The sequence below is a fragment of the Pseudomonas sp. CCOS 191 genome, assembly GCF_001007005.1.
GTDB lineage: Bacteria > Pseudomonadota > Gammaproteobacteria > Pseudomonadales > Pseudomonadaceae > Aquipseudomonas > Aquipseudomonas soli.
In genome coordinates this window covers 3,211,311-3,237,616 of sequence record NZ_LN847264.1, presented here as the reverse complement: position 1 = coordinate 3,237,616, position 26,306 = coordinate 3,211,311, and the positions used below count along the sequence as shown (strand labels likewise).

At 65.2% G+C, this 26,306-nt stretch carries 23 protein-coding genes; 5 read left to right on the top strand and 18 right to left on the bottom strand.

Going from position 1 to position 26,306, the window contains the following annotated elements; translation table 11 throughout:
- Positions 1-5: 5 nt before the first annotated feature.
- From CCOS191_RS14340 to CCOS191_RS14295, 10 genes are read right to left on the bottom strand one after another with little or no spacing between them, the layout of a single operon-like run.
- A complete protein-coding gene (locus tag CCOS191_RS14340) occupies positions 6-1,142 on the bottom strand; it encodes a glycosyltransferase (RefSeq protein ID WP_046855788.1) in 1,137 nt (378 codons plus the stop codon).
- Entirely contained in the window at positions 1,135-2,100 is a 966-nt protein-coding gene (locus tag CCOS191_RS14335; protein ID WP_046855787.1) for a glycosyltransferase, read from the bottom strand. Before CCOS191_RS14335 ends, CCOS191_RS14340 begins: the two co-directional genes overlap by 8 nt.
- A complete protein-coding gene (locus CCOS191_RS14330) occupies positions 2,097-3,467 on the bottom strand; it encodes an O-antigen ligase family protein (protein ID WP_046855786.1) in 1,371 nt (456 codons plus the stop codon). Before CCOS191_RS14330 ends, CCOS191_RS14335 begins: the two co-directional genes overlap by 4 nt.
- Entirely contained in the window at positions 3,464-4,570 is a 1,107-nt protein-coding gene (locus tag CCOS191_RS14325) for a glycosyltransferase family 4 protein (protein WP_046857802.1), read from the bottom strand. The genes CCOS191_RS14330 and CCOS191_RS14325 overlap by 4 nt, the downstream gene beginning before the upstream one ends.
- Positions 4,567-6,141, bottom strand: a complete 1,575-nt coding sequence (locus CCOS191_RS14320; RefSeq protein ID WP_046855785.1) for a GumC family protein — start codon at positions 6,139-6,141, stop codon at positions 4,567-4,569. Before CCOS191_RS14320 ends, CCOS191_RS14325 begins: the two co-directional genes overlap by 4 nt.
- 14 nt (positions 6,142-6,155) lie before the next feature.
- Positions 6,156-7,175, bottom strand: a complete 1,020-nt coding sequence (locus CCOS191_RS14315; RefSeq protein WP_046855784.1) for a polysaccharide biosynthesis/export family protein — start codon at positions 7,173-7,175, stop codon at positions 6,156-6,158.
- Positions 7,176-7,197: 22 nt separating this feature from the next.
- Positions 7,198-7,845: a CpsD/CapB family tyrosine-protein kinase gene (locus CCOS191_RS14310; RefSeq protein WP_046855783.1), complete on the bottom strand. Its 648-nt coding sequence runs from the start codon at positions 7,843-7,845 to the stop codon at positions 7,198-7,200.
- A gap of 1 nt (position 7,846) precedes the next feature.
- A complete protein-coding gene (locus CCOS191_RS14305; RefSeq protein ID WP_046855782.1) occupies positions 7,847-8,593 on the bottom strand; it encodes a sugar transferase in 747 nt (248 codons plus the stop codon).
- A complete protein-coding gene (locus CCOS191_RS14300; protein ID WP_046855781.1) occupies positions 8,590-9,654 on the bottom strand; it encodes an NAD-dependent epimerase in 1,065 nt (354 codons plus the stop codon). The genes CCOS191_RS14305 and CCOS191_RS14300 overlap by 4 nt, the downstream gene beginning before the upstream one ends.
- Positions 9,651-11,000 (bottom strand): UDP-glucose dehydrogenase family protein, encoded by a 1,350-nt coding sequence (locus CCOS191_RS14295; protein WP_046855780.1) that lies wholly within the window; start codon positions 10,998-11,000, stop codon positions 9,651-9,653. The genes CCOS191_RS14300 and CCOS191_RS14295 overlap by 4 nt, the downstream gene beginning before the upstream one ends.
- Before the next feature lie 384 nt (positions 11,001-11,384).
- Between CCOS191_RS14295 and CCOS191_RS14290 the strand changes: the two genes are divergently transcribed.
- Positions 11,385-13,094, top strand: a complete 1,710-nt coding sequence (locus CCOS191_RS14290) for a sulfatase-like hydrolase/transferase (RefSeq protein WP_046855779.1) — start codon at positions 11,385-11,387, stop codon at positions 13,092-13,094.
- Between the two features lie 2 nt (positions 13,095-13,096).
- Here CCOS191_RS14290 and CCOS191_RS14285 read toward each other — a convergent pair whose 3' ends face one another.
- Both CCOS191_RS14285 and CCOS191_RS14280 read right to left on the bottom strand, forming a co-directional pair.
- A complete protein-coding gene (locus CCOS191_RS14285; protein WP_231867436.1) occupies positions 13,097-15,331 on the bottom strand; it encodes a TonB-dependent receptor in 2,235 nt (744 codons plus the stop codon).
- Between the two features lie 107 nt (positions 15,332-15,438).
- Positions 15,439-16,386, bottom strand: coding sequence for a LysR substrate-binding domain-containing protein (locus CCOS191_RS14280; protein WP_046855778.1), 948 nt, complete (start codon positions 16,384-16,386; stop codon positions 15,439-15,441).
- Positions 16,387-16,532: 146 nt separating this feature from the next.
- Between CCOS191_RS14280 and CCOS191_RS14275 the strand changes: the two genes are divergently transcribed.
- Both CCOS191_RS14275 and CCOS191_RS14270 read left to right on the top strand, forming a co-directional pair.
- On the top strand, positions 16,533-17,909 hold the full coding sequence (locus tag CCOS191_RS14275; RefSeq protein ID WP_046855777.1) for an L-serine ammonia-lyase: 1,377 nt from the start codon (positions 16,533-16,535) through the stop codon (positions 17,907-17,909).
- 113 nt (positions 17,910-18,022) lie between these two features.
- Positions 18,023-19,330, top strand: coding sequence for a serine/threonine transporter (locus CCOS191_RS14270; protein ID WP_046855776.1), 1,308 nt, complete (start codon positions 18,023-18,025; stop codon positions 19,328-19,330).
- A gap of 70 nt (positions 19,331-19,400) precedes the next feature.
- Here the strand turns inward: CCOS191_RS14270 and CCOS191_RS14265 are convergent, their stop codons facing one another.
- From CCOS191_RS14265 to CCOS191_RS14255, 3 genes are all read right to left on the bottom strand, one after another.
- Positions 19,401-19,856 carry a DUF1842 domain-containing protein gene (locus tag CCOS191_RS14265; protein ID WP_052752615.1) on the bottom strand — a complete coding sequence of 152 codons (456 nt, stop codon included), beginning with the start codon at positions 19,854-19,856 and terminating at the stop codon, positions 19,401-19,403.
- 19 nt (positions 19,857-19,875) lie between these two features.
- Positions 19,876-20,469, bottom strand: coding sequence for a DUF1842 domain-containing protein (locus CCOS191_RS14260; protein WP_046855775.1), 594 nt, complete (start codon positions 20,467-20,469; stop codon positions 19,876-19,878).
- A 263-nt stretch (positions 20,470-20,732) separates the two neighbouring features.
- On the bottom strand, positions 20,733-21,410 hold the full coding sequence (locus tag CCOS191_RS14255; protein WP_046857799.1) for a DUF3313 domain-containing protein: 678 nt from the start codon (positions 21,408-21,410) through the stop codon (positions 20,733-20,735).
- Positions 21,411-21,588: 178 nt separating this feature from the next.
- Here CCOS191_RS14255 and CCOS191_RS14250 point away from each other — a divergent pair, with 178 nt between their 5' ends.
- On the top strand, positions 21,589-21,972 hold the full coding sequence (locus CCOS191_RS14250; RefSeq protein ID WP_046857798.1) for a type II toxin-antitoxin system RelE/ParE family toxin: 384 nt from the start codon (positions 21,589-21,591) through the stop codon (positions 21,970-21,972).
- Positions 21,953-22,258, top strand: a complete 306-nt coding sequence (locus CCOS191_RS14245) for a helix-turn-helix domain-containing protein (RefSeq protein WP_046855774.1) — start codon at positions 21,953-21,955, stop codon at positions 22,256-22,258. The genes CCOS191_RS14250 and CCOS191_RS14245 overlap by 20 nt, the downstream gene beginning before the upstream one ends.
- A 10-nt stretch (positions 22,259-22,268) precedes the next feature.
- Here CCOS191_RS14245 and CCOS191_RS14240 read toward each other — a convergent pair whose 3' ends face one another.
- The 3 genes from CCOS191_RS14240 to CCOS191_RS14230 all read right to left on the bottom strand — a co-directional run bounded on the left by CCOS191_RS14240 (position 22,269) and on the right by CCOS191_RS14230 (position 26,177).
- The gene (locus CCOS191_RS14240) at positions 22,269-23,564 is read right to left on the bottom strand and encodes an NAD(P)/FAD-dependent oxidoreductase (RefSeq protein ID WP_046855773.1); all 1,296 of its coding nucleotides are present in this window, start codon (positions 23,562-23,564) and stop codon (positions 22,269-22,271) included.
- Between the two features lie 13 nt (positions 23,565-23,577).
- Positions 23,578-24,666, bottom strand: a complete 1,089-nt coding sequence (locus tag CCOS191_RS14235) for a polyamine ABC transporter substrate-binding protein (RefSeq protein ID WP_046855772.1) — start codon at positions 24,664-24,666, stop codon at positions 23,578-23,580.
- 152 nt (positions 24,667-24,818) lie between these two features.
- Complete coding sequence (locus CCOS191_RS14230; protein ID WP_028689491.1) at positions 24,819-26,177, bottom strand: glutamine synthetase family protein; 1,359 nt, start codon at positions 26,175-26,177, stop codon at positions 24,819-24,821.
- Between the last annotated feature and the right edge of the window lie 129 nt (positions 26,178-26,306).

Genomic DNA, 26,306 nt, shown 5'->3' with positions numbered 1-26,306 from the left:
GTCGCTCATCGATTCTGGTCGGGGTTCCATTGGCTGTAGCTGTGCCCGCGCAGGAATTGCCACAGGCCCACGCTCATGCCGGCGAGGGTGACCAGCACGAAGGCGGCCAGGCGGAACGGGCGGGGCAAGCGCCGACGGGCGTCGAGCAGGCCGGCGATGGCGGCGGCGTAGCCGAGCAGTTGCAGGGCCAGGGTCAGGCGGTAGAAACCGGGCTCGGCGGCCAGCCACAGGTTGGCCAGCAGCAGCGGCAGCAGCAGTACCGGGGCCAGGCGGCGGATCAGCTTGTGGCTGATCAGGGCGATGGCGTACAGGCCGTGGCGCGCTGGGTTGAGCAGCTCACGGCGTGCGGCCAGGCTCAGCAGGCCGCCGACGGTGACGCGCTGGCGGCGGCGGAACTGCTTGTCGGCCTCGTCCACGCCCTGGTCGAGCACCACCGCCTCGGGCACATAGACGATGCGCAGGCCGGCGGCCGGTGCGCAGGTGCTGATGAAGAAGTCGTCGTTGACCTGTTTCGGAATAGGCTGGTACAGCGCTCGGCGCAGGGCCAGCAGGGCGCCGTCGGCCGAGACCATGCAGCCGGTGCGGTTCTCCACCTTGCGCACCCAGGCTTCATAGTGGCGGTACAGGCTGTCGCCGATGCTCAGGCCCTTGCCCGGATCGGGGATGATCATATGCCCGGCGCTGCCGCCGACATTGGCGTCCGCGAAAGGCGCCAGCAGCAGGCCGAGGGTGTCGGTCGACCACTGGTTGTCGGCGTCGGTGAACACCAGCAGGTCGCCCGTGCACACTTGCACGGCACTGTTCAACGCACCGGCCTTGCCCAGGCGTGGCAGGTCCAGTACCTGCACCCGTGGGTCGCCCAGGCTGCGGGCCAGGGCCACGGTGCGGTCGCTGGAGCCGTCGCTGGCCACCACCACCTGCAGCTCGGCGGCTGCGTAGTCCTGGCCGAGCACGCTGGCAAGCTTGGCCTCGATATGCCGCTCTTCGTTGTGCGCGGCGATCACCACGCTCACCCGCTGCGGCGACAATGGTGAATGCGTGCGACGGGCAAAGAACGGCGCGGCCAGGGTCAGCAGCAGGGGATAGCCGACCCAGGCATACAGCGGCAGCAGCAGGCATAGCCAGAAAATGAACTCAGCCACGGGCGGGCCTCCTTGCGGTGCGGTTGAACAGGCTGAGGATGAACGCCGCGCCGGCCAGGTGCAGGCGCAGCCAGTGCAGGCCCCAGAGCTGCAGCGTGAGCAGCGGGTCGCGGTGCCTGCGGCTCTGGCGCAGGCTCAGGAGCAGCGCGGGCAGGGCGCTGACCAGCAGGAAGAACAGGGCGACATGCGGGAAACCGTCGAGCAGCGCCGACAGGGCCATGGCGTCCAGCACCCAGGCGCCCACCGAGAGCATCGGGAAGCGCAGCAGGCGCAGGCTCACGCCATGGCTACGCAGCAATTGCAGGTGGCTGCCCTGGCGCCACATCTCCTTGCCCAGCCATTCGCGCCAGTTGGCTTCATAGCCCCAGTGCAGCACCGCAGGTTCGCGCAGCACGCGAAGGCGCGCGCCGGCTTCATGCAGGCGCAGGGTGAAGTCCTTGTCCTCGCCGGTGCGCAGGCGCTCGTCGAAGCCGCCGACCTGCTCGAACCAGCTGCGCCGCATCAACAGGTTGGGGGTGGGCAGCCAGGTGCAGTCCTGCACCGTCTGGCCGGTGCGCAGGGTGCGCCGTTGCCAGGCCTGGGCGAACCACGGCGCGTGGCGCGGTGTGTCGCAGTCCAGCGCGAAGACATCGCCTTCGCCACGGCGCTGCAGGTCCAGCAACAGGTCCAGCCAATGTTCCGGGACTTCGATGTCGGCATCGAGGAAGGCCAGCCAGTCGCCTTGGCTGGCGTTCACGCCGGCATTGCGCAGGGCGCCGATGGCCACGCCCGGCACGCTCAGCACCTGGGCGCCGTGGGCGCGGGCGAGCGCCGGGCCGTCGTCGCTGGAACCGTTGTCCACCACGATCAGCTCGCAGGCCAGCCCCGCCGCGCTGGCCGAGCGCCGGGCGGCGTCGAGGGTGCGGCCGATATGGCGGGCTTCGTTGAACATCGGGATGACGATACTCACCCGGCTCATCGGGCCACCTCCACCGGCTGCTGCTCACGCGCCTGGCCGAGCAGCACGCTGGACAGCGCCAGCATCAGCCACAGGTACTTGTGGCTCGGCGCGCTGAGGAACATCAGGAACAGGCCGATGGCGAGCATGCTCATGGTCAGGTGGGTCATCAGGTCGGCGCGGTCCGGGTCGCCGGCCGCGCGGAAGGCGGCGCGCGCCCGCCAGAAATTGCGCATGGCCAGCACGATCATGCCGACGAACAGCAGGCCCGCCGGCACGCCGACCTCGCTGAACAGTTCCAGGTAGGTGTTGTGGGCGCGGCGGTAGAGGTCGGTGGTCTTGCTGTTGACCGGGGCGAAGGCCTTGGAGAAGCCGGTGTCGGCGTAATGCAGCGGGAAGGTGCCGGGCCCGGTGCCGAGCAGCGGGCTGTGGCTGATCATCTCCTTGCCCACCACCAGGTAGGAGGCGCGCCGTCCCAGCGACTCGTCCTGGTGCGCGTTGACCCCGGACTTGAGCAGCATCAGCGACTGGATGCGCTCGGCGTAGCCGGCGGGCATCAAGGCGATGCCCAGGGGCAGGACGATGGCCAGGCCGAGCATGGCGAAGCCCAGGTGGCGCGGGCGGATGCGCGTCAGCTGTTCGCGGTAGTTGTGCAGCACGATGCCCAGGCTGATGAGCAGCACCACCAGCCCCGAGCGCGACTCGGTCTTGGTCATGCCCACCAGCAGCAACAGGCAGCAACCGGCCCAGAACAGCTTGACCGGGATCTGCCGCGCCTTGATCGCCAGCCACAGCCCCAGGGGCATGGCGATGGTGATCAGCAGGGCGAAGGCGTTGGGGTCGAGCATGGCCGAGGCGCGGCCCTGCTCCTGGTACTTGGTGGAGAAGATCGCGAACAGGCAGGTAACGCACACGCTGACGGTGATCAGCCGCGCCAGCAGCGGCAGGTTGAGGTCGCGACCGACCAGCAAGGTAATGACGAATACCACCAGGCCCACCAGCAGCTCACGCAGGTGCCCGCCCGACAGGGCCAGGTCATCGCTGGCCCACAGGCTCAGCAGATACAGGGCCATGAACGGCAGCAGCAGGCGCCATTGATTGCTGCGCAGGCGTTCGCCGGGGAGTTGGCGCACTGCCAGTTGCAGGCTGAGGATCAGCACCAGGCCGATGCCCACCAGCTTGGCGCCGGACACCAGGCCGTCCTTGAGCAGCCCCTCCAGCGGCACCAGGGTGGCGATCACCAACAGGCCCCAGGCCGGTTTGCGGTACAGCACCAGCACGCCGGCCAGGCCGATCACGCCGCCGGGCGCCAGGAACGGGTAGGGGCTGGCCAGCAGACCCAGGCTCAGCAAGGCCACCAGGGCCACCAGCGACAGGGGAATGATCATGCGACAACCTCCTCGGCCGTGCCCCGGTACACCTGGGCCCAGCGTTGTGCCAGGGTCGGCAGGTGGTAGCGTTGACGTTGAGTCTGGCGCGCCCGGGCGACCAGTTCGCCGGCCTGCTCGGGGTCTTGCAGCAGCGCTTCGAGATGCTCGCCCAGCTCGGTCGTGGCCAAGGGGCGGGCGAGCAGGCCGTTGTGGCCGTGCTCGATCACGTCGGGGATGCCGCCGACACCGAAGGCCACCACCGGCACACCATCCTGCATGGCTTCGAGCAGGATCATCGGCGTGCCTTCGGTGCGCGAGCTGATGACCAGGGCATCCAGGCGTTTCATCCAGCCGCGCATGTCGCGCTGGAAGCCCGGCAGGGTGATGCGCTCGCCCAGACCGGCAGCGTCGATGCGCTGTTGCAGGGCTTCGCGTTCAGGGCCTTCGCCAAGCATCACGGCGTGGACCCGCGGTTGGCGCTGGCACACCGGGATCAGCGTGTCGAGGAACAGGTCGGGGCCTTTTTCGCTGGAGAGCCGGCCGACGTAGGCGGCGAGCCAGGGGGCGCCGCCTGGCTGTGCCGCTCCCATGCCATCCTTTGCCTGCGCTTCACTGATCTCGGGCAGCCCGTTGGGAATCACCTGCAGCTTGGCCGCTGGCACCCCGGCATTGCGATGGATACGGGCAATGCTCTCGGCCACGCACACCACCGTGTCCACCGTCGGCGTGCGGCACAGCTGCAGGCTCAGCCAGGTGTAGAAACGCTGCTTGCGGCTGCGCGGGGTAAATCCATGCTGGGTGCTGACCATCGGCAGGCGCAACAGGCTGGCGCCGATCCAGCCGAACAGCTGCCCCTTGAAGTTATGACTGTTGACCAGCGGACGCTCGCCGCGCTGCGCGCCAAGCGCCTTGAGCACCGCCCCCAGGCCCCGGCAGGTGTCGCACTCGACACCCGCCTCGCGAAAGCGCGTCACCAGTTCGGCCGGGGCATCGAGAAACAGCACCCGATGCCGCCCAGGGGTCGCCTGGCAATGGTCCAGGAGCATGCGCTCGGCGCCGTAGAACCCGCCGCTGCTCAGCAGGTGCAGGATCGGCCGGCCGGCGTGCAGCGCGGCGTTCAATTGCGCACCCAGTGCCACAGGCGTGGCAGCGACCAGCTCTTGTGCGGGTTGGGCAGCGCCGGGGTCTGGTCGTTGATCACCAGCAACACGGGCAGGCCCAGTTCGTGGCTGATCTGCGCCGGATGCTTGAAGCGGTGGTCGAAGAACTCCCTGACGTAGACCACGGCAATCGCCAGCAGCAGGCCGGTGACCAGGCCGAACGGAATGATCAGGCCGGGTTTCGGGAAGCTCGCCGCGGTGGGCTCGTAGGGGGCGCTGAGGATGCGCGCGTTGGACTGGCTGCCATCGAGCAGGCCCTGGCCACGGCTTTCCTCGTAGCGCTGGGCGTAGGTGGAGAAGGCCTTGTGCAGGGCATCGATCTCGGTGTCCAGCTGGCGGGTCTTGCTCTGGGTCTCGCGCAACTGGAGGATACGCTTGCTGTAGTCGGCGATGCGCTGGGTCTTCTGCTCGATCACCTGCTGGGTCACGGCCAGGTCCTGCTGGCGTTCACGGATGCGGTTCTCGACGATCTTGAGGAACTGCGCGCGCAACTGGGCGATCTGCTGGCGGGCCATCACCATCTGGTCGGAGCCTGGCTGGAACACCGTGGCGTCACCGTTGTAGCGGGCCAGCTGGGTGGTCAGCTGCTCGCCGAGCTGCTTGATCTCGCGGTCCTCGAAGGCGACGTTGTCGACCGTGGTGGTGAAGGTGTAGGGGAAGGCGTAGTCGGCCATCTTCGCCTTGTTGGCCGCGGCCAGGCTGCTTTGCAGGTAGTCCAGCCACTTCTGGTTCTGCAGCTGGCGGTCACGTTGCAGGTTGAGCGCCTGCTCTTCGGTGTTGATGGCATTGAGGCGGAAGGTGATCTCTTCCTTGGGATCCGACGAGCCGATGGCGGTCAGCAGGCCCAGGCGCTGGCTTTCCAGGTCGCCCAGGCGGGCCTGGTAGTGCAGCTTCTTCTGCTCGTAGAAGGCCTCGGGCAGTTCGTTGGACTGCAGGTCCTGGCGGTTGGCCAGGAAGTTCTCCAGCAGTCGGCTGACGAACAGCGTGCCCAGCTTCGCGTCATTGGCGCTGTAGGTGATGGAGATCACGTTGGAGCCGGGCAGGGTCTCGACCTTGAGGTCCTTGACCGCCTGGTCGGTGAGGGTGTCGAGCTGGGTGTCGCGATCGTCCGCCACGCTGTTGCCGAACAGCCGGTGCAGAGGTTCGATCACCGCGTGACGCAGCGGGTCGAGCACGGTGCGCCGCAGCAGGCCGGGCTCGTCCGGATAGTGGCCTTCCTTGCGCAGCTCGCCGATGGTCTGGCGGATCAGGGTTGGCGAGCGCAGGATGTTGCTCTCGGTCTCCATGTCGGCCAGCGACGGCGGGATGAACTGGTCGGCCTGTTGGCTGAGCGCCGAGGTGGTGTCGCTCTGCGAGAGCTTCTTGGACTGCACGATGACTTCGGCGGTGATGTCATAGCTCTGCTTGAGCACCAGCGGCAACAGCACGGCGATCACCGCGAACACCAGGAACACCCGTTTCACCAACTGGCGGTTGGCGAAGAAGATGCGGAAGAACTCATGTACGTAGTTTTCTTTCGGTTGCGTGGTCATGGTCCGTCCCCCGGTCAGTCGTCGCTTTCTTTATTGTCGACGCGGTAGCTGAAGCTGAAGCCGAAGCCCTGGAACAGCACCACGTCGGCCAGTTGCCGGGACAGCTCGGCGGCGCTGGCCAGCTTGGTCTTGGGCACGTAGAGCATGTCTTCGGGCTGCAGGTAGGCGAGCTTCTGGCTGCCGCCGGAGAGCGCCTGGTCGACGTCGTAGTTGACCGCATGCACGGTGTTACCCTCGCGACGCATGATCACCACCGAACCGAGCTTGGCCTTGAGGGTCGGGCCGCGGGCCAGAGTCAGCGCCTCGAGCACCGACACCGGCCGGCGGATCTGGAAGGCGCCGGGCTGGCCGACTTCGCCGAGCACGTAGATCTCGTTGGCGGCGGTGGACTTGAGCAGCACGTCCACGCTCATGCGCCCTGGCAACGTGGCGTAGCGCTCGTTGAGGTAGTCGCGCAGCTGGTTGACGGTCATGCCTTGCAGCGGTACCGAGCCGATTTCCGGGAAGGTGGCGCGGCCGTCGTTGCCCACGGTGATGTCGCGGCTCATGCCGGTGCCGGGGTGGCTGAGGGCGTTCTTCAGGTTGACCTCGTCGGTCATCGGGCTCATCACCCGCACGGTGACCTGGTCACGGTTGGGCTTGAACACCCGCTTGTCCTGGTAGGCCTGACGGATGGCGCTCTCGGCTTCGCCCGGGGTCATGCCCTCGACGCGCACCGCGGCATTGGTGCTGGGCAGGGTGATGGTGCCGTCGGGCTGCACCAACTGGTTGCCGTTCAGGCCGCTGGCGGCCATGAAGTTCAGGTCCAGGGTGTCACCGGACTGGATGCGGTAGGCCCCGGCCGAACGGTTGCTGACGTGGAAGATCACTTCCAGCACGTCCTGCGGGCGCAGCACCTGCTCGCGGCGGGCGACTTCGGTGGCCTGGCTTTCGGCGGGGGGCGCGGTGAGGATCTGCACCGGCATCTCGCGGTTTTCCTGGCTGGCGCAGCCGGCCAGGGCCAGTACGCACAGGGCAATCGAGGGATATCTCATGGCGTTCATCCTGTGCGGCCTCTCAGAGATTTTCGTACAGCCACTTGGGCATGTAGTACTTGCGCTTGTTGAACACGCTGCCGATCAGTCGCGCGCCGGCCTGGGTCAGGCGCTGGCTGGCGGCCTGGGCCACCTCCCAGCGGGTCTCCTCGGCGCACACCACCAGGATCACGCCGTCGACCAGGGTGCCGATCACCAGGCTGTCGGCGCTGGCGTAGATCGCCTCGCCGTCAATCACCACGAAGCGGTATTGATTGCTCAACTGGTGCAGCAGCACGCGCAACTGCTCGGGGTCGAGACGGTCGCGTCCGCGTTTCCGGGTGCCCACCGGCAGCACGTCGAACGGCTGGTCGGACAGGCGCACGATGCAGTCCTGGGCCAGCGGCGGGGTGTCCTGGTTGAACAGCAGGTCGCTGTAGCCGCGCAGTTTGGTCAGGCCCAGTTGCTGGCTGAGGCCGCCAGGTGCCAGGCTGGCATCGATCAGCAGCACATTGCCGGCACTCATGAGGGCCAGCTGGCTGGCGAAGGCCAGGGCGCTGGTGCTGGTGCCACTGCCGGTGTTGGCCGCGGTCAGCAGCAGGGTGCGCTGGTCGAGGTCGAGCACGGTGGCGGTCAGGTTGGTCTCGCTTGGGGTAGCGATCGTCAGGCTTCTCGAGGATGAACCGTCCATCTCAGCTTGCTCCGTGGCCAGTGAAGACTTTGAACGGGGTCTTGAGCAGGATCTTCAGGTCCAGCATCAGGCTCTGTTCGTTGATGTAACTCAGGTCCAGCTCCACACGTTGGTCGAAGTCGATGTTGCTGCGCCCGGAGATCTGCCACAGGCCGGTCATGCCTGGGTAGATCGACAGCCGCGCCAGGTGGTTGTCGTGGTAGCGGTAGGCGTTGAACGAAGTGGGGCGCGGGCCGACCAGGCGCATGTCGCCGGTGACCACGTTGATCAGGTTGGGCAGCTCGTCCAGGCTGCTTCTGCGCAACCAGCCGCCGACCGAGGTGATGCGCGGGTCCTTGTCGATCTTGAAGTCGATGGCGTCGGCGCCATGCTTGTTCAGGTGGCGCACCGAATCCTTCAACGCCTCGGCGTTGGCCACCATGGTGCGGAACTTGAACATGCCGAAGGCGCGGCCGCGGTAGCCGGTGCGTTTCTGCACGAAGAACACCGGGCCCGGACTGGACTGCTTGATCAGCAGCGCCAGCACCAGGAACAGCGGCGACAGCAGCAGCAGCAGGGTCAGCGCCGCCAGGCACGACAGCACGCGGTTGGTGCGCGAAAGGGTCCAGGGGCGACCACCGACGCGGCCGGTGATCCAGCCGCGGCCCTGCATGTGGATGGCGGCATCGATGCGCTGCCGGTGCGCCGGATCCATGCGTTTATCCTGGTACAGCGCCTGCAGTTGCGCGCTCTTGGGTTGTCCTGTCATACCGCCCTCCGTTGATCTGGCTGCTCGCCCGTGGGCGCCGCTTCGCTGGCGGCGGGCGAGTAGTAGCTCTTGAACCAGGCGACGAAGCGCCTGAGCCCCTCATCGAGGCCTATCTGTGGGGTGAATCCGGTGACCCTGGCCAGGGCGCTGGCATCGGCGCAGGTGGCCAGGACATCGCCTGGTTGCAGTGGCAGCAGTTCGATCACCGCGTTGCGCTGCAGGTGTTTCTCCAGCAGCGCCAGGTAGTCGAGCAGCTCCACCGGACGCTGCCCGCCGATGTTGTACAGCCGCCACGGCGCGTGGCTGCTGGCCGGATCCGCGGCGAACGCATCCCACTGCGGGTTGGCGACCGGGGGCAGGGGGATCAGCCGTACCAGGCTCTCGACGATGTCGTCGATATAGGTGAAGTCGCGCTGGTGGCGGCCATGGTTGAACAGCTGGATCGGCCGCCCTTCGCTGATCGCCCTGGCGAACTGCATCGGCGACATGTCCGGGCGGCCCCAGGGGCCGTACACGGTGAAGAAGCGCAGGCCGCTGCAGGGAATGCCGTACAGGTGGCTGTAGCTGTGGGCCATGGCCTCGTTGGCCTTCTTGGTGGCGGCATACAGCGACAGCGGGTGGTCCACGGCGTCTTCGACCCGATACGGCGTTTGCTGATTGGCGCCGTACACCGAGCTGGACGAGGCGTACAGCAGGTGGTGGACCGGGTGCCGGCGGCAGCCTTCGAGCACGTTGAGGAAACCGGCCAGGTTGCTGTCCAGGTAGGCCTGCGGGTTCTGCAGCGAGTAGCGCACACCAGCCTGGGCCGCCAGGTGCACGACCACTTCCGGGCGTTCGCTGGCGAACAGCCGTGTCATGCCGTCGCGGTCGCCCAGGTCCAGGCAGTGCAGCGGGAAATCGCCCACCGTCTGCCGTACCCAGTGCACGCGGGCATGCTTGAGCGACGGCTCGTAGTAGTCGTTGAAATTGTCCAGCCCCACCACCTGGTGCCCTTCGAGCAACAGCTGGCGGCAGGTGTGGGCACCGATGAAACCGGCCGCGCCGGTGACCAGCACTTTCATGGCGCATCCGCCTGCGGACGAACCTGACGCAGGCCGATGCCGCTGTAGTGCAGACCGTGGGCGGCCACCTGCTCGGGGTTGTACAGGTTGCGACCATCGATGATCACCCGCTCACGCAGCTTGCTGGCCAGCATCGAGAAGTCGACCACGCGGAAATTCTTCCACTCGGTGCAGATCACCAGGGCATCGGCGTCCTGCAGGGTGTCGTCGCGGGTGGCGCACAGCTGCAGGTCGTCGCGGTAACCGTACAGGCGCCGGCATTCGTCCATGGCTTCGGGGTCATAGGCGCGCACCGTGGCGCCCTCGGCCCACAGCGCTTCCATCAGGTAGCGGCTGGGCGCCTCGCGCATGTCGTCGGTGTTGGGCTTGAAAGCCAGGCCCCACAGGGCGATGGATTTGCCCGCCAGGCCGCCGAGGCGCTGCTTGAGCTTGGCGAAGAGGATGCGCCGCTGTTGGTCGTTGACCTCGCTGACACTCTGCAGCAGGCGCAGCGGCATGCCACTGTGCGCGGCGGTGTGCAGCAGGGCCTTGATGTCCTTGGGGAAGCACGAGCCGCCGAATCCGCAACCGGGGTAGATGAAGTGGTAGCCGATGCGCGGGTCGGAGCCGATGCCGCGGCGTACCGCCTCGATATCGGCGCCCAGGTGTTCGCTGAGATTGGCCAGCTCGTTCATGAAGCTGATGCGGGTGGCGAGCATGGCGTTGGCGGCGTACTTGGTCAGTTCGGCGCTGCGGTTATCCATGAACATCAGTTTTTCGTGGTTGCGGCAGAACGGCGCGTACAGTTCGGCCAGCTGGTCATGGGCGACTTCGTCGAGGGTGCCGACGATGATGCGGTCCGGGCGCATGCAGTCGGCCAGGGCGCTGCCTTCCTTGAGAAACTCGGGGTTGGACACCACGCGCACGTGCAGCTGGCCCTTGCCCAGGCGCTGCAACTCGTCGCGGGCCAGCGCCATGACCTTGTCGGCGGTGCCCACCGGCACGGTGGACTTGATGATCAGGGTGTGGTCGGTTTCCATCAGCGCGGCGATCTGCCGGGTGACGTTGAGCACATGGGTCAGGTCGGCCGAACCGTCCTCGTCGGGTGGCGTGCCGACGGCGATGAAGATCAGCTCGGCATGGCTGACGGCATCACTGGCCTGGGTGCTGAACAGCAGGCGACCTTCCTTGATGTTGTCCTCGAGCAAGTCCGACAGGCCCGGCTCGCTGATCGGCGGCACGCCCTGACGTAACTGGTTGATCTTGTGGGTATCGACATCCACGCACAGTACCCGGTGACCTACGTCCGCCAGTGCTGCTGCCTGTACCAGTCCGACATAACCGGTGCCAAAAACGCTCACGTCCATGCGCGGTGCCTCGAATGGATGAGTAAGGGAGATGAAACAGTGGTGTGAATTGGGTATAGCTCAGCCCGGTGGAATTGCGTCAAAGCAATGGCATGTTTCGTCGCATTTACAGACTCCAAGCAAACGGGCCATCTGCCACCAACCCGTTGCCAATCCGTGTGTTAGCGAACATAGCTAGTGGCAATTGGCCGTTCGACGAGCCGATGAACGGTTCAATGCAGCGGAATAAGCGGGTTGTAGACGATAGGGATAATCAACAACAACTTGCGATAGGTGCCAGATTCTGGTGTCGGTATGTCGTCGGAAATTTGACTTTTTTGCGTTGTGGTTTGTTTCAGAGCTGCTACGGTTTGGGAAGAATTCCATGACCGGAGTGGCCGAAACATGCGCGGATGGGTCAAGCTTTTGCTGCTGCTGGTCTACCTGGCCAGTTTTCATGGCTATTACCGTGAGCGCATAGAAGCCTTGGGTATTGGCGTGCCGCTCATACTTTACCTGGGCGTGTTTGCGGTATTGGCGGCGACGCTTGTGCTGGCGACGTTCACGCGCCCGGGGTGGCTGCGCTGGGCGCTGGCCCTGATGTTCACGGTCAGCGCGATCTTTCTCGACGCTTATAACCGCATCACCGATTCATACCTGACCTATAGCGCCTTCGTGTCCATGGTCTACGCCGGCGCTTTCGTCCAGGAGGCGCTGCAGCAATATCACTACGCCATAACCCTCGCTGCGGTACGGGCGCTGCTGTTGCTGCTGGGCATTGGCCTGCGTCCGGGGCCGACGCCGAAGTTGCCGCGCCTTTTGCCACCGTTGGCACCGCTGCTGGGGTTGCTGGCGCTGGTCGCGATCCTGTTCGTGCGTGCCGGCGAGGGTGCTCGTGGGCTGCCGGTGATGTACACGCCGCTGGCCTACCTGAGCCTGTTCACCTACGAGACCTTGCACGACCATGTCGGGCCACGTCAGCCTGTGACCCTTGCCCAGTCGGGGCCGGCGATGGCGCGGGACATCGTGCTGCTGATCGACGAGAGCATCTCGGGCAACTACCTGGACCTGAACACCCCGGCCGGGGTCACCAGCCATCTGGCCCAGGCCCAGCCCGGCGTGCAGATCGTCAATTTCGGCTACGCCGCGTCCATTGCCAACTGCAGCGCCGACACCAATGTCACCCTGCGCTATGGCGGTACCCGCGCCGACTACCTGCGCATCAACTCGACCCAGCCGTCGATCTGGCAGTACGCCAAGCGCGCGGGCCTGGAGACGGTCTACATCGACGGGCAGCGCACTGGCGGCAATTTGCAGAACCTGATGACCGAAACCGAGAAACGCGATATCGACCAGTTCATCCAGTTCGACGACACCCCCGTGGTGCAGCGCGACATGGCGGCGCTGGAGCGGCTGGTGGCGCTGCTCAAGGATGGCAAGCCGCACCTGATCGTGGTGAACAAGGTCGGCGCCCACTTCCCGGTGCACGACAAATATCCGGACGACTTCCTCAAGTACCAGCCCGCGTTGCCCCGCGGCCACTACGTCGATATCGCTGACACTGGCACCCGCGACGGTTTCGATGGCCGCCCGCAGGACTGGGTGCTGTACCGCAATGCCTACCAGAACACCGTGCTGTGGAGTGTCGGTGAGTTCTTCCGCCGCCTGTTCGCCGAGGCCGACCTCAGCCAGGCCGTGGTGCTGTACACCTCCGACCATGGCCAGGACCTGCATGAGCGTGGCAACCCAGGGCTGAACACTCATTGCGACAGCGACCCGGTGCCGGAGGAGGGCCTGGTGCCGCTGGTAGTGATCCAGGGGCAGGGCCTCAGGACACTGGATTGGGAAGGCAACCTGGCGGTGAACCGTAACGCCTCCAGCCACTACAACCTGTTCCCCACAATGCTCAAGCTGATGGGCTACGACGACAAGGCGGTCAGCGCGCTCTACGGGCGGTCGCTGGACATGCCGACGGACGATCCGTTCACCTTCAACGTGCGTTTCAATGCGCGGCTGGGGGCAAAGCCGGATTTCCGTCACATCGACCTGGGCCAGGTGGTCACCCCCGCCAGTGTCCTGGCGGGGCAACCGATGCCGGTAGGCAAGGCTGACTAGGATCAGAAGTCGATGCTGGCGGACACCTGCACGGTGCGTGGCGCACCCAGGCCCAGGCTGGTGAGCAGCGGCATGCCCCAGTAGGCCTTGTTGGTCACGTTCTCCACCGTGCCACGCAAGGTTACCGGGTGGTCGGCCACCTGCAGCCGGTAGCGGGCACCGACGTCGTAGATGGTGTAGCCGGGAATCGACTGGCTGTTGTCGCTGCTGATGTACTGTTTCGACACGGCGTTGGCGTTGGCGGTGAGGGTCAGGCCATCGAGCAGTGGGGTGTCCCACTCCACGCCCAGCTTGCCCTGCAGTTTCGGCTGGCCGGTGGCGGTCTTGCCTTCATCCGAACCGCTTGCAGCCTTGGTCACCTTCGGGTCAAGCCGAGCCACGCCGCCCATCAGGCGCACATCCGGCATCGGTGTACCGAAGAAGCTCCACTCGAGCCCGCGGTTGCGCTGTTCGCCGCCGAAGGAGAACACTCTGGTTACCGGGTCGGTGAAGCTGCTGGGGCGTTCGATCTGGTACAGGCTCAGGGTGTGGGCGAAGTCGCCGAGGTCGAGCTTGACGCCGACTTCCTTCTGCTTGGACTTGTAGGGGGCGAAGACCTCGCCGCGATTGGCCGTGTTGAACGGCGCGATGGCGCCCTTGCTCAGGCCCTCGATGTAGTTGGCGTACAGCGACACCTCGTCGGTGACCTTGACCAGCACTGCCGCCGCTGGGGTCGTGGCGCTCTCGTTGTATCGCGTGGTGTGCGCGCCGTTGCTGACGTCGAAGCTGTCGGTCAGCACCTGCTGGCGACGCACGCCCAAGGTGAGCTGCAGGCGCTCGTCGAGGAACGACAGGGTGTCGGCCAGGCCGTAGCTGCTCAGGCGCGATTCGGTGTGGGAGATGGGGGGGTAGCTCCTGGCGGCCTCGGGACCCCAGACCGGGTGGTAGATATTGTTGATCCACTCGGCGCCCGGGATGTCACGCCGACCATAGTCGCGTTGCTTATCCGAATAGTGCGTGGCGTTGAGCGACCACTGATGACCCACGCCGAAGGTGTCGAAATGGCCGCGCAGGCCGGCTTCGCCCGAGGTCTTCTTCAGGTCGATCTTCAACTGGCCCATGCGCGTCTCCATGTCTCCCGCGGTGTTGAACACCTCGGCGAGCATGGTGCCACTGTAGGCATAGTCGGTCTTGCTGGTGCCTGCCGCGGCATAGGCCATGAGGTTGTCGTTTAGGTCGTACTCGCCGCGCACGATCACACCCTTGTCGCGGGTCTGGACGAAGCCCCAGTCCGGGTTGAGCAAGGTCTCGGACTTTGGCGGCCTGGGCACGGGCACGCCCTCGGCCAGACCGATACCGCGGTTCTGGCCTCTGACACGGTCCTCGCTCTCGTACAGGTCGGCGGACAGGCGCGCGCGCTCGCCACGCCAGTCCAGGCCCAGGGCATTGAGCTCGGCCTTCATGCGCTGGTGGTCGGTGGCGGTGTCGCCGTCGCGGTAGACGCTGTTGAAGCGCACGCCGAACTGTTGCTCCTCGCCGAAGCGACGGCCGACGTCCAGATGCCCACCGAACTGTGCGTCCGACATGTAGGTGCCGGTGATCCGCGTCAGCGGTTCGGCGCCCGCGCGCTTGGGCACCAGGTTGATGCTGCCGGCCACCGAACCGCCAGGCGGCATGCCGTTGAGCAGGGCGGACGGGCCCTTGAGCACCTCGATGCGCTCGAACATCTCCGGCGAGATCCGGTAGTAGGGCGCCATGCCGTACAGGCCGCCGATGCTCACGTCGCTGATGTTGGAGTTGAAGCCGCGGATCGAGTAGTTCTCGCTGTAGGTGCCCTTGAGGCCGTTGCTGAACACCGACGGGTCGGTGGCGGCGATGACATCGGTGATGGTCTGGGCCTGGGTGTCCTCGATGTATTTCTCGGTGTAGCTGATGGTGCTGAACGGCGTCTCCATGAAGTCCTTGTTGCCCAGCAGCCCGACCCGGCCACCCGAGGCTACCTGGCCACCGGCGTAGACCGGCGGCAATGCACTGGGGGTGTCGCGGCTGCCTTCGACCATGGTTTCGGACAGCTCCAGGCTGCCGGTGGGCTGGCCGTGGCGGGGCTTTTCCACTTCCTCGGTCTGCGCCGCAGTCACCCCCATGGACACGCCGCCCAGGCCGAGCAGCAAAGCCATGTGCACGGCGGTGAAAGTGCGATTGAGGTCGAAGTGGGGCACAGCCGGCTGCTGCGCCGGGCTGACACGTTGTTGCGACATGCTGGATTCCTTTCGATTCGCAAGTAAGTGAAGGCATTCACTAGGGATTCCGAATCAGAAAGGTAAATCCTCAATGCTAATCATTAGCATTTAAAGAGGTATTGATCTTAAGTCGCTGGCAGTGCCAATGGGTGCATGGCGCGAAAGCTCTGCGCCTCTTCCACCAGCCAGTCATGCACCGCCCGCGCCCCAGGCTGGCTCAGCCCGCCCGGTGGATACAGCAGCACATAACGCTTGTGGTTGGCGATCGGTACCCCGAACGGCACGATCAGCGCGCCGCGTTCCAGTTCGTCGTTGAGCAGGGTGCGCCGGGCGATGGCCACGCCGACACCAGCGATGGCGGCCTCGATGGTCAGGTGGTTGCGGTTGAACGTGTGCCCACGGCGCACGTCCAGCCCACTGGCGCCGATGCCGTCGAGGTAGAACTCCCATTCGGCGTATTCCGAGCTGCCGCGCCAGGCGGTGATGTCATGCAGCAGCGGGTAGTGGGCCAGGCCTGCTGGCCCGTGCAGGGGCGGACGACCACGCAGCAGGGCAGGTGAGCACACCGGGAAGATCTGCTCGTCGAGCAGGGGCGTGGAGAGCATCCCCGGATAGCTGCCATCGTTGAGGTCGATGGCCAGGTCGAAGTCTTCCGGGTGCAGCGCCTGGTTGCTGTCCTCGGCCACCAGGCGCAGCTCGATGTCCGGATAGCGTTGCTGGAAGCGCGGCAGGCGCGGGGTCAGCCACTTGGCCAGGAACGAGGGGATTGAACGCAGGCGCAAGGTGCCGCGGATCTCGCCGGCGTCCAGGCGCAACAGCTCGGCTTCGATGCTGCCGTAGGCTTCGGCCACGGTCTGCGCCAGGCGCTGGCCTTCGGCGGACAACTCGACGCCGCGAGCACGGCGCAGGAACAGGCGAAAGCCCAGGCGTTCCTCGAGCTGGCGCATCTGCTGGCTGACCGCTCCGGGAGTGATGTGCAGCTCTTCGGCGCAGCGGGTGAACGACAGGTGTCGCGCTGCACAGGAAAACACGTGCAGCCAGACGAACACCTGGCCATTGAGTGGCCCTTTCATTGTTTAGTCCTGCTAAATGCTTGTGTAGGAAGTTTCGTTGGTCAAGCTGGCCTGAGCGCGGCAGTATCGCGCAACTTGGCAATACCGCTCAAATTTTCCGGAGAGCCGTGGGGTGTCGCAGATCGCCGCCACGGTCAGGCATTAGCATGGCTATCAGTGTTTTCGACCTTTTCAAGATTGGCATCGGCCCGTCCAGTTCCCACACCGTCGGCCCCATGCGCGCCGCGGCGACCTTTGCCCAGGCCCTGCGCGAGCGCGGCTTGCTGGCCAAGGTTCGCCGGGTCGAAGTCCGCCTTTATGGCTCGCTGTCGGCCACCGGGGTCGGGCACGCTACCGACCGTGCCTGCCTGTTGGGGCTGATGGGCCAGTGGCCGGACCGGATCGACCCGCACAGCATCGAGCCGCGTATCGACCAGCTGATGCAGGAGCAATGCCTGATGCTCGACGGCAGTCATCCGATCGAGTTCCAGTACAGCCGCGACATGCGCCTGCTGGACGAGAGCCTGGCCTACCATCCCAATGCGATGACCCTGGAAAGCTTCGACGGGCAGGGCAGCCAGTTCAGCCAGACCTACTATTCGGTGGGCGGCGGCTTCATCGTCGAACAAGCTGAGATCGATGCGCCTTCGAGCGACGAAGGCCTGGTCGAGCTGCCTTACGAGTTTTCCAGCGGTGCCGAACTGCTGGCCCTGTGCAAGGCCCACAACCTCAGCGTCAGCCAGCTGATGCTGGCCAACGAGTGCGCCTGGCGCCCGGAAAGCGAGGTCCGCGAAGGCTTGCTGAAGATCTGGGCGGCGATGGGCGAGTGCGTCGACAACGGCCTGCGCAACGAAGGCATCCTGCCGGGCGGGCTCAAGGTCAAGCGCCGGGCGGCGCGCCTGCACCGCAGCCTGCAGGAGGTCGGCAAGCCGAACGTGATCGGCTCGACCCTCAGCGCCATGGAGTGGGTCAACCTGTTCGCGCTGGCGGTCAACGAAGAGAACGCCGCCGGCGGGCGCATGGTCACCGCGCCCACCAACGGCGCGGCGGGAATTATCCCGGCGGTGCTGCACTACTACATGAAGTTCAACCCCGGCGCCTGTGACGACGATGTGGTGGCGTTTCTCCTGGCCGCTGCCGCAGTGGGCATCCTGTGCAAGAAGAACGCTTCGATTTCCGGCGCCGAAGTCGGTTGCCAGGGTGAAGTGGGCTCGGCCTGCTCGATGGCTGCCGCTGGGCTTGCCGAGGTACTTGGCGCGACCCCACCGCAGTTGGAAAACGCCGCCGAGATCGCTCTGGAGCACAACCTCGGACTGACCTGCGACCCGGTAGGGGGCCTGGTGCAGATCCCGTGCATCGAGCGCAATGCGATTGCCGCGGTGAAGGCCATCAACGCCGTGCAGATGGCCTTGCGTGGCGACGGCGAGCACTTCATCTCCCTCGACCGGGTGATCCGCACCATGCGCGATACCGGCGCGGACATGCACGCCAACTACAAGGAAACCTCCCGCGGCGGCCTGGCCGTCGCGTTCGTCGAGTGCTGAAAAAAGCTCTGACTGCGTGGGAGCGGGCGTGCTCCCACGACGTGCCGCACAAACCTGATTGAACCTGCAACACCCGCTGTACCTGCGACAAAAACAACTACAAGGCGATACCCATGACTGATGTACAAAGCACCACGAGCGTTCGTGCGGATTCGGCTGCCCCGGCTTCGGCCAGTGGCTCGACCACCTGGAACCGCCACGACACTACCTGGGCCCTGGGCCTGTATGGCACGGCGATTGGCGCCGGCACCCTGTTCCTGCCGATCAATGCCGGGGTCGGAGGCTTCTGGCCGCTGCTGATCCTGGCGCTGCTGGCCTTCCCCATGACCTTCTTCGCCCACCGCGCCCTGACGCGCTTCGTGCTGTCCGGGCGCAAAGGTGGCAACGAGGACATCACCGAGGTGGTGGAGGAGCATTTCGGCGTGGGCGCCGGCAAGCTCATCACCTTGCTGTACTTCTTCGCCATCTTCCCGATCCTGCTGGTCTACAGCGTGGCATTGACCAATACCCTGACCAGCTTCTTCGAGCACCAGCTGCACATCGGCGCGCCGCCCCGAGCGCTGTTGGCATTGCTGCTGATCTGCGGGTTGATGATCGTGGTGCGCTGCGGCCAGCAGATCATCGTCAAGGCCATGAGCGTGCTGGTGTATCCCTTCGTCGCCTCCTTGCTGCTGCTGGCTCTGAGCCTGATCCCCAACTGGAACGGCGCCTTCTTCGCCCAGGCCAACGAGGGCATCAGCGCCTCGAAGCTGTTGCTGACCTTGTGGCTGGCGATTCCGGTGATGGTGTTCTCGTTCAACCATTCGCCGATCATCTCGGCCTTCGCCGTCGACCAGAAGCACCGCTATGGCAATGATGCCGACCGCAAGAGTGGCCGGACCCTGGCCACGGCCCATGTGATGATGGTGCTGACGGTAATGTTCTTCTGCTTCAGCTGCGTGCTGGCCCTGAGCCCGGCGGACCTGGCCGCGGCCAAGGCGCAGAACATCTCGATCCTGTCGTACCTGGCCAACCACTTCCAGACCCCGGTGATCGCCTTCGTCGCGCCACTGATCGCGCTGGTGGCAATCACCAAGTCTTTCCTCGGCCACTACATCGGTGCCAGCGAAGGCTTCCAGGGCATGATCGTCAAGAGCCTGCGCGGGCGCGGCAAGACCTGGCCTGCCAAGCGCCTGGAGCGCGCCACCGCGTTGTTCATGCTGGTGACCTGCTGGGCGGTGGCGACCCTGAACCCGAGCATTCTCGGGCTGATCGAGAGCCTCGGTGGGCCGGTGATCGCCTGCCTGCTGTTCCTGATGCCGATGTACGCGGTACAGAAGGTACCGGCGTTGCGCCAGTATTCGGGCAAGCTGTCGAATGTGTTCGTGGTACTGATCGGCTTGATCACGCTGTCGGCGATCGCCTACAGCTTCATGGCCTGACCTGAGACGCGGGGCAAGCCCGCTCCCACGTGAAAGCGTGGGGGAGGACTTGCCCCGCGGACCGTTCAGGTCAGACGCTTTCCAGGTGCCTGATCGCGGCCTTCAGGCGCTCCGCTGGTTGCGGTTGATCCTGGTGGGTGATGTCCGGCGCCTTGCGCACGCGGCCATGCTGGTCGACCCAATGGCCGTTGATGAAGTAGCGGTAGCTGGCAGTGCCGGCATTCCAGCCCTGGTCGAGCAGACCCTGCAGGTGGAAGGTCTGGGCAATCTGGCTGAGCGGGCCGCTTGGGCTGCCATCCAGGTGCAGGACAATCGATGGGCTACCCGCAGGCGCGAACGGCAGCTCGCTGTAGCCGCCCCACACCTTGGCGTGGAATACCTGAACCGGATGCGTGGTCTGGATGATGGAAGCCCTGCCGGTGACCTTCTTCTGCACGGTATTCACCAGCAGGTCGAGGGTCAGGATCGGTGCGCCGAGCAGCCCGTTGCTGACGTTCAGGCGGGTATGAAAAAGTCCGAAGGACATGCTGATTCTCCTTGTCTGCTCAGGCTTTCTTGGCGGCCTTGGCGGCCGGGCTTTTGGTCGAGGCGAGGACCTGGTCCAGGGCTTTACCCACGGCGCCGCTGGTCAGATGCTTGAGTTGCGCGACATCACCGGTGGCGATCACTGCCTCCACGGTGGCGTTGTGCAGTTCGGTCGTCAGGTCGACGTTCGCCAACGTCTGGATGCGCTTGAGCTCCAGTACGACAGGTACGTTGTCCACCTCGATCCAACGCTGGCCGTTGTAGTAGCGGTAGCTGGCCGTGCCTTTCTGCCAGTCCTGGTCGAGCAGCGCACGCAGCTCGAACTGTTCCGGCGAGTTGGCGTGTGGTCCGCCATGGTTGCCACGTACCGTCAGCAGGATCTTGCCTTCACTTGGCGGCTGCACGGTGAGGTAGCTGTAGGTGCCCCAGACATCCAGCGCCAGCTCCAGCGGTGGGTTGGTGGTCTGGGTGATCAGCGCGTGGCCGTTGACGCTGCGGTCTGGCGTGTAGACCAGCAGGTCGAGCTGCAGGCGCGGGGCACCTGGCGCGTTGGTACCAATGAGGTAGGACACCGGGAAAAGACCTTCCGACGGTGCGAGCAGCGATTCAGACATGATTGCCTCCATTGCATTCGATGAATGACATACCGATAACCACGACTGGCGCAGGCGGGCGAAGCGGCGGAGGAGGTGGGAGACCGGGCGGGGAGAACAGGCTTGCCCGGCGCGAGCGGCTGTTGGCAGCCGGCTTGTGCAGCCATCCCTGATACGCGGTGCCGCCTGCCTGGCAGCCCGCTTGAGTTAAGCAGGCCGGCCAGGCAGTGATGGCATTTTTACAGCATGTCCGACGAGCGGTCGCGCATTGACCAATTGGTCACTTACTTGGCTTTCTGCTGCAGGGCTACGAAGCTGCGGCGCATGTCGCTGGCCCAGCCATCGAGCACCGGCTTGACGTCGTTCAGGGTCAGCTGCGTGGTGTCGTTCTCCAGGTCCTTGCCACTGCCCTTGCGTACCACCTGGGCCAGCACGTTCTGGCTGGCACCATCGAGGAAAGCGGCCTCCACGGCAATGTCCACGGCCTGGTCGCGGCCACCGGCGGCGGTATTGACCGCCGCGGCGACCAGGGCGATGGGGATCACTTCATAGGGCTTGAGGCCTTCGGTGCTGGTAGAGACCGCGGTGATCGCCGGGCGCACCACGATGGTATTCGGGCCGGGCTCCTTGACCAGGGTCAGCACGCTGCCCAGCTCGCGGCGCATCGCTTCGTTGAAGTAGCGGGTGATCTCTTGCAGGGTCTGCGCCGAGATCACGTTGGTCGGCTGCGGCTTGGGGTAGAACTGGCTCGGTTCGATGAACACCTTGGTGTACTGGCTGGCCTTCACGTCCGGGTCGATCCAGCGCATCACCGGCGCGCCGGAGACGCTTTCGGCCGGCTTCAGGCGGCTGTAGTCCTTGAGAAACCCGGAATAGTCCTTGGGATCGACACGGTTGCTGGAGCAGGCAACCAGGGCCAACAAAGCAGCGCACAGCAGGGTGGTGCGAGGCAGGTGCTTCATGATGACGAGGTCCATGAGGGAAGGGGCCAGAACAACGCTAGCAGGTGGTGGGCCGAAGGCCAGCGTTCGTGTGTCGACGGTTGCCGTTTCCTACTGATCAACCTGATTGAGCTGACTATCCATTCGTCACTGATAGTGGAAAAGTATGCCCTTTACGGGTATGTTTCGAGTGTTGATCATGGATGTCTACAAGCGTAGGGAGTTTGCCCGCTGGCAAGCCAGGGAGTGCGTGCCGGACCACCTGCTCTGCCGGGCAGTTGCAGAAATGCAGAGTGGGTTGGTTGACGCGAGTCTTGGCGGTTTATTGTTCAAGAAGCGCATCGCTGGCCTTTGCAGTGGCAAGCGGGGTGGTTATCGCACGCTCCTGTCGGCTCGTATTGGCGATCGATATGTGTTCCTGCATGGATTCGCCAAAAGCGACCTGGCCAATGTCACGCCGGCCGAGCAAAAGGCCCTGCAGTTCACCGGCAAGGTATTTCTGGAATTATCACCCCACGCCCTGGCCAAGGCATTGGGCTGTGGGGTATTGATGGAGGTCCACTGTGACCAGCAAACTCATTGAGTCATTGCGTGCCGACCTGTCGGCCCTGGAGCAGGCCGGTGCTGTCGGCAAGGTCACGCTGAGGGACTTCGAGGCGATCTGCCCGGCTCCGGTGCGAGCGTTCACTGCCCAGGACATCCGCCACCTGCGTGAAGCCCTTAACTTCAGCCAACCGGTGTTCGCCCTGCACCTGCACACCAGCGCATCGACAGTGCGCAAATGGGAGCAGGGCGAAACACGCCCGGCCGGGCCGGCCTTGAAGCTGCTGAACATCATTGCCGACAAGGGGCTGCAGGCCATCCTTTGAAGGTGGGCCGTCAGCCCAGTGCCTCGCGCAAGCGGTACCACAGCATCCCCAGTGCCAGCAGCGGCGAGCGCAGTGCCTTGCCGCCTGGGAAGGTCAGGTGCGGCACCGCGCGGAACACATCGAAGCCATGGCTTTGCTCGGTGGCGATGGCCTCGGCGAGCAGTTTCGCGGTCCAGTGGGTGACGTTCAGGCCATGCCCGGAGTAGCCCTGGGCATAGAACACGTTGGGGTGCTGGCTGAGCCGGCCGACCTGGGGGAAGCGGTTGGCGGTGATGCCGATCATGCCGCCCCACTGGTAGTCCAGACGCACCTCGGCCAGTTGCGGGAACACCTTGAGCACCTTGGGCCGCATGTAGGCGCCGATGTCCTTGGGGTCGCGGCCGGAATAGTGGCAGGCGCCACCGAACAGCAGGCGGTTGTCGGCGGTCAGGCGGTAGTAGTCCAGGCCCACTTTCTGGTCGCACAGCGCCATGTTCTGCGGGATCAGCGTGCGCGCCAGGCCTTCGGGCAGTGGCTCGGTCGCCACCACGTAGCTGCCGGCCGGCAGCACCTTGCCGTTCAGGCGCGGCTCCAGTTCGTCGAGGTGGGCGTTGCAGCCGAGTACCAGGCTCTGCGCGCGCACCTTGCCGCGGGCAGTGTGCAGGGTCACCGTACTGCCATGTTCGATGCGCAGTACCGGGCTTTGCTCGAAGATGCGTACCCCCAGGCCGTGGGCGGCGCGGGCTTCGCCCTGAACCAGGTCGAGCGGGTGCAGATGGCCCGAGCCCATGTCGACAAGGCCGCCGGCGTACAGGTCGCTGGCGACGATCTCGTGCATGCGCTCGGGGCTGACCAGGCGGGTCTCGTGCGGGTAGCCCAGTTCGGCGAGGTCGCGTTGCTCGTCCTCGAACGCGGCGAACTGGGCAGGGGTGTTGGCCAGCTCGCAGAACCCCCAGCGCAGGTCGCAGTCGATGCCATATTGCGCGATACGGCGGGCGACCAGCGCCACCGAGTCGATCCCGGCCTGCTTGAGGTAACGCACGCCGTCCTGGCCGACGTGCCGGGCAAAGCCCGAGACGTCATGGCCGATGCCGCGGATCAGTTGCCCGCCATTGCGCCCGCTGGCGCCCCAACCGATGCGGCGGGCCTCCAGCAGGATCACCGAGAGGCCGCGTTCGGCCAGCTCCAGGGCCGCGTTGACCCCGGTCAGGCCACCGCCGACCACGCAGACATCGGCCTGCAGGTCCTGGTCGAGCGCGGGGTAGGTCGCCGCCTGGCGGGCCGAGGCGGCGTAGTAGGAGGCAGTGTGTTCAGTCATGTGGGGCATGGGTGTGCTCGGCTCAGCGGTTGGACTTGATCTTGCTCCAGGAGCGGGTCATCTGCCGCAGGATCGGCGGGCTCTGCATGGTCGAGACATACAGTTTGTCCAGCACCTCCTGGGGCGGGTAGATCTCGGGATTGTCGACCAGCGCCGGGTCCATGTCGGCCTTGGCGTCGGGGTTGGCGTTGGCATAGCCGACCGTGGCACTGACCTTGGCGATCACCTTGGGGTCGAGCAGGTAGTTGATGAAGGCCAGGGCCTGCTCGGGGTTCTTGGCGTCCTTGGGAATGGCCAGCAGGTCGAACCACAGGTTGCTGCCTTCCTTGGGAATGCTGTAGGCGACCTTGACGCCGTTGCCGGCCTCTTCGGCGCGGTGGGCGGCCTGCAGTACGTCGCCGGAGTAGCCGAAGGCGATGCAGACATCGCCATTGGCCAGGTCCGATACGTACTTGGAGGAATGGAAGTAGGTAATGTACGGGCGCAGTTCCAGCAGGCGAGCCTCGGCCTTCTTGTAGTCATCGGCCTTCTCGCTGCGCGGGTTCATGCCCAGGTAGTTGAGCATGGCGGGGTAGAGCTCGTCGGGCGAGTCCATGAACGCCACGCCGCACTGCTTGAGCTTCTTCAGGTTCTCCGCTTCGAACAGCACGGCCCAGGAGTCGATCCTGTCGATGCCCAGCACCGCCTTGACCTTGTCGACGTTGTAGCCGATGCCGTTGGTGCCCCAGAGGTACGGTACGGCGTACTGGTTGCCCGGGTCGTTCTGCTCCAATTGCTTGAGCAGTTTCGGGTCCAGGTGCCGCCAGTTCGGCAGTTTGCTGCGGTCCAGCGGCAGGAACGCGCCGGCCTGGGCCTGGCGCGCGAGGAAATGGTTGGAGGGCACGACCACGTCGTAGCCGGTGCGCCCGGCCAGCAGCTTGCCCTCCAGGGTTTCGTTGGAGTCGAACACGTCATAGACCACCTTGATCCCGCTGCTGGCCTGGAAGTCGGCCAGGGTGGTGTCACCGATATAGTCGGTCCAGTTGTATACGCTCACCGTCGGCTGGGCCTGGACGGCAGCGCCGAACAGCAGGGCGAAGGTTGCGGGGATCAAAGCTTGCGGATGACGCATGTCGACACCTCGTTGGTCTTGTTCTTGGAGTTCGGTGGTGTAGGGGCTGCTGTGCAGCCCTTTCGCCGGCAAGCCGGCTCCCACAGGAGTTGTGCTGCTGTTGTGGGAGCTGGCTTGCCAGCGAAAGGGGTGCATAGCACCCCCAAAGCGGGTCACACGCTGAGCAGCAGGAACTCGCGCTCCCACGAGCTGATCACGCGCTTGAAGTTCTCGTGCTCGGCGCGCTTTACCGCGACATAGCCCTGGACGAACTGCTGCCCGAGGTACTGCTGCACCTTTTCGCAGTCTTCCATGTGCTGCAACGCGTCCTCGATGGTGATCGGCAGGCGCAGGTTGCGCCGCTCATAGGCGCGGCCCTGTACCGGGGCGCTGGGCTCGAGTTTCTCGACCATGCCGATGTAACCGCACAACAGGCTCGCGGCGATGGCCAGGTAGGGGTTGGCGTCGGCGCCTGGCAGGCGGTTCTCCACGCGCATCGCTTCGGGGCTCGAGGTTGGCACGCGCAGGCCGGCGGTACGGTTTTCCTCACCCCATTCGACGTTCACCGGTGCCGAGGTGTCGGGCAGGAAGCGGCGGAACGAGTTGACGTTCGGCGCGAACATCGGCAGCAGCTTGGGGATGTACTTCTGCAGGCCACCGATATGGTGCAGGAACAGCTCGCTCATGCTGCCGTCGTCATTGGCGAAGATCGGCTTGCCGGTGGCGATGTCGACCACGCTCTGGTGCAGGTGCATGGCGCTGCCCGGCTCGTCGGTGATCGGCTTGGCCATGAAGGTCGCGGTGACGTTGTGCTTGAGCGCCGCCTCGCGCATCGTGCGCTTGAACACGGTGATCTGGTCGGCCAGGTCCAGGGCGTCGCCGTGGCGGAAGTTGATCTCCATCTGCGCCGGGCCGTCTTCATGGATCAGCGTGTCGAGGTCCAGGCCCTGGATTTCGCACCAGTCGTAGACGTCCTCGAACAGCGGGTCGAATTCGTTGGCGGCATCGATGGAAAACGACTGACGGCCACTTTCGGCGCGGCCCGAGCGGCCCAGCGGCACTTGCAGCGGCAGGTCTGGGTCCTCGCAGCGTTGGGTCAGGTAGAACTCCATCTCCGGCGCGACGATCGGCTGCCAGCCCTTGTCGGCATACAGCTTGAGCACTTTCTTCAGCACGTTGCGCGGCGACAGCTCGATGGGGTTGCCCTGCTTGTCGAAGGTGTCGTGGATGACGATCGCGGTCGGTTCGATGGCCCAGGGGATCTGGTACACCGCCGTGGGGTCGGGGCGGCAGACCATGTCGATGTCGGCGGCGTCGAGCAGGCTGTAGTAGATGTCGTCATCGACATAGTCGCCGGTGACGGTCTGCAGCAGCACGCTTTCGGGCAGACGCATGCCGCGCTCGTGGAGGAACTTGGCGGTCGGGGCGATCTTGCCGCGGGCGATGCCGGTCAGGTCGCTGATCACGCATTCGACTTCGGTGATCCGGTGTTCTTTCAGCCAGGTGGACAGCTGATCGAAGGGGGCGTTCATACAAACCTCTTGGTTGGGTAGTTGTGGTGGGACGCAAGGCGTTCAGTGCCGAGGGGCACTTCCCACAGGTGACGCTGAGGACTATCTTGGTCGCTGCGCCCCAGGGCGATCTATCCACTTTTTTCGGCA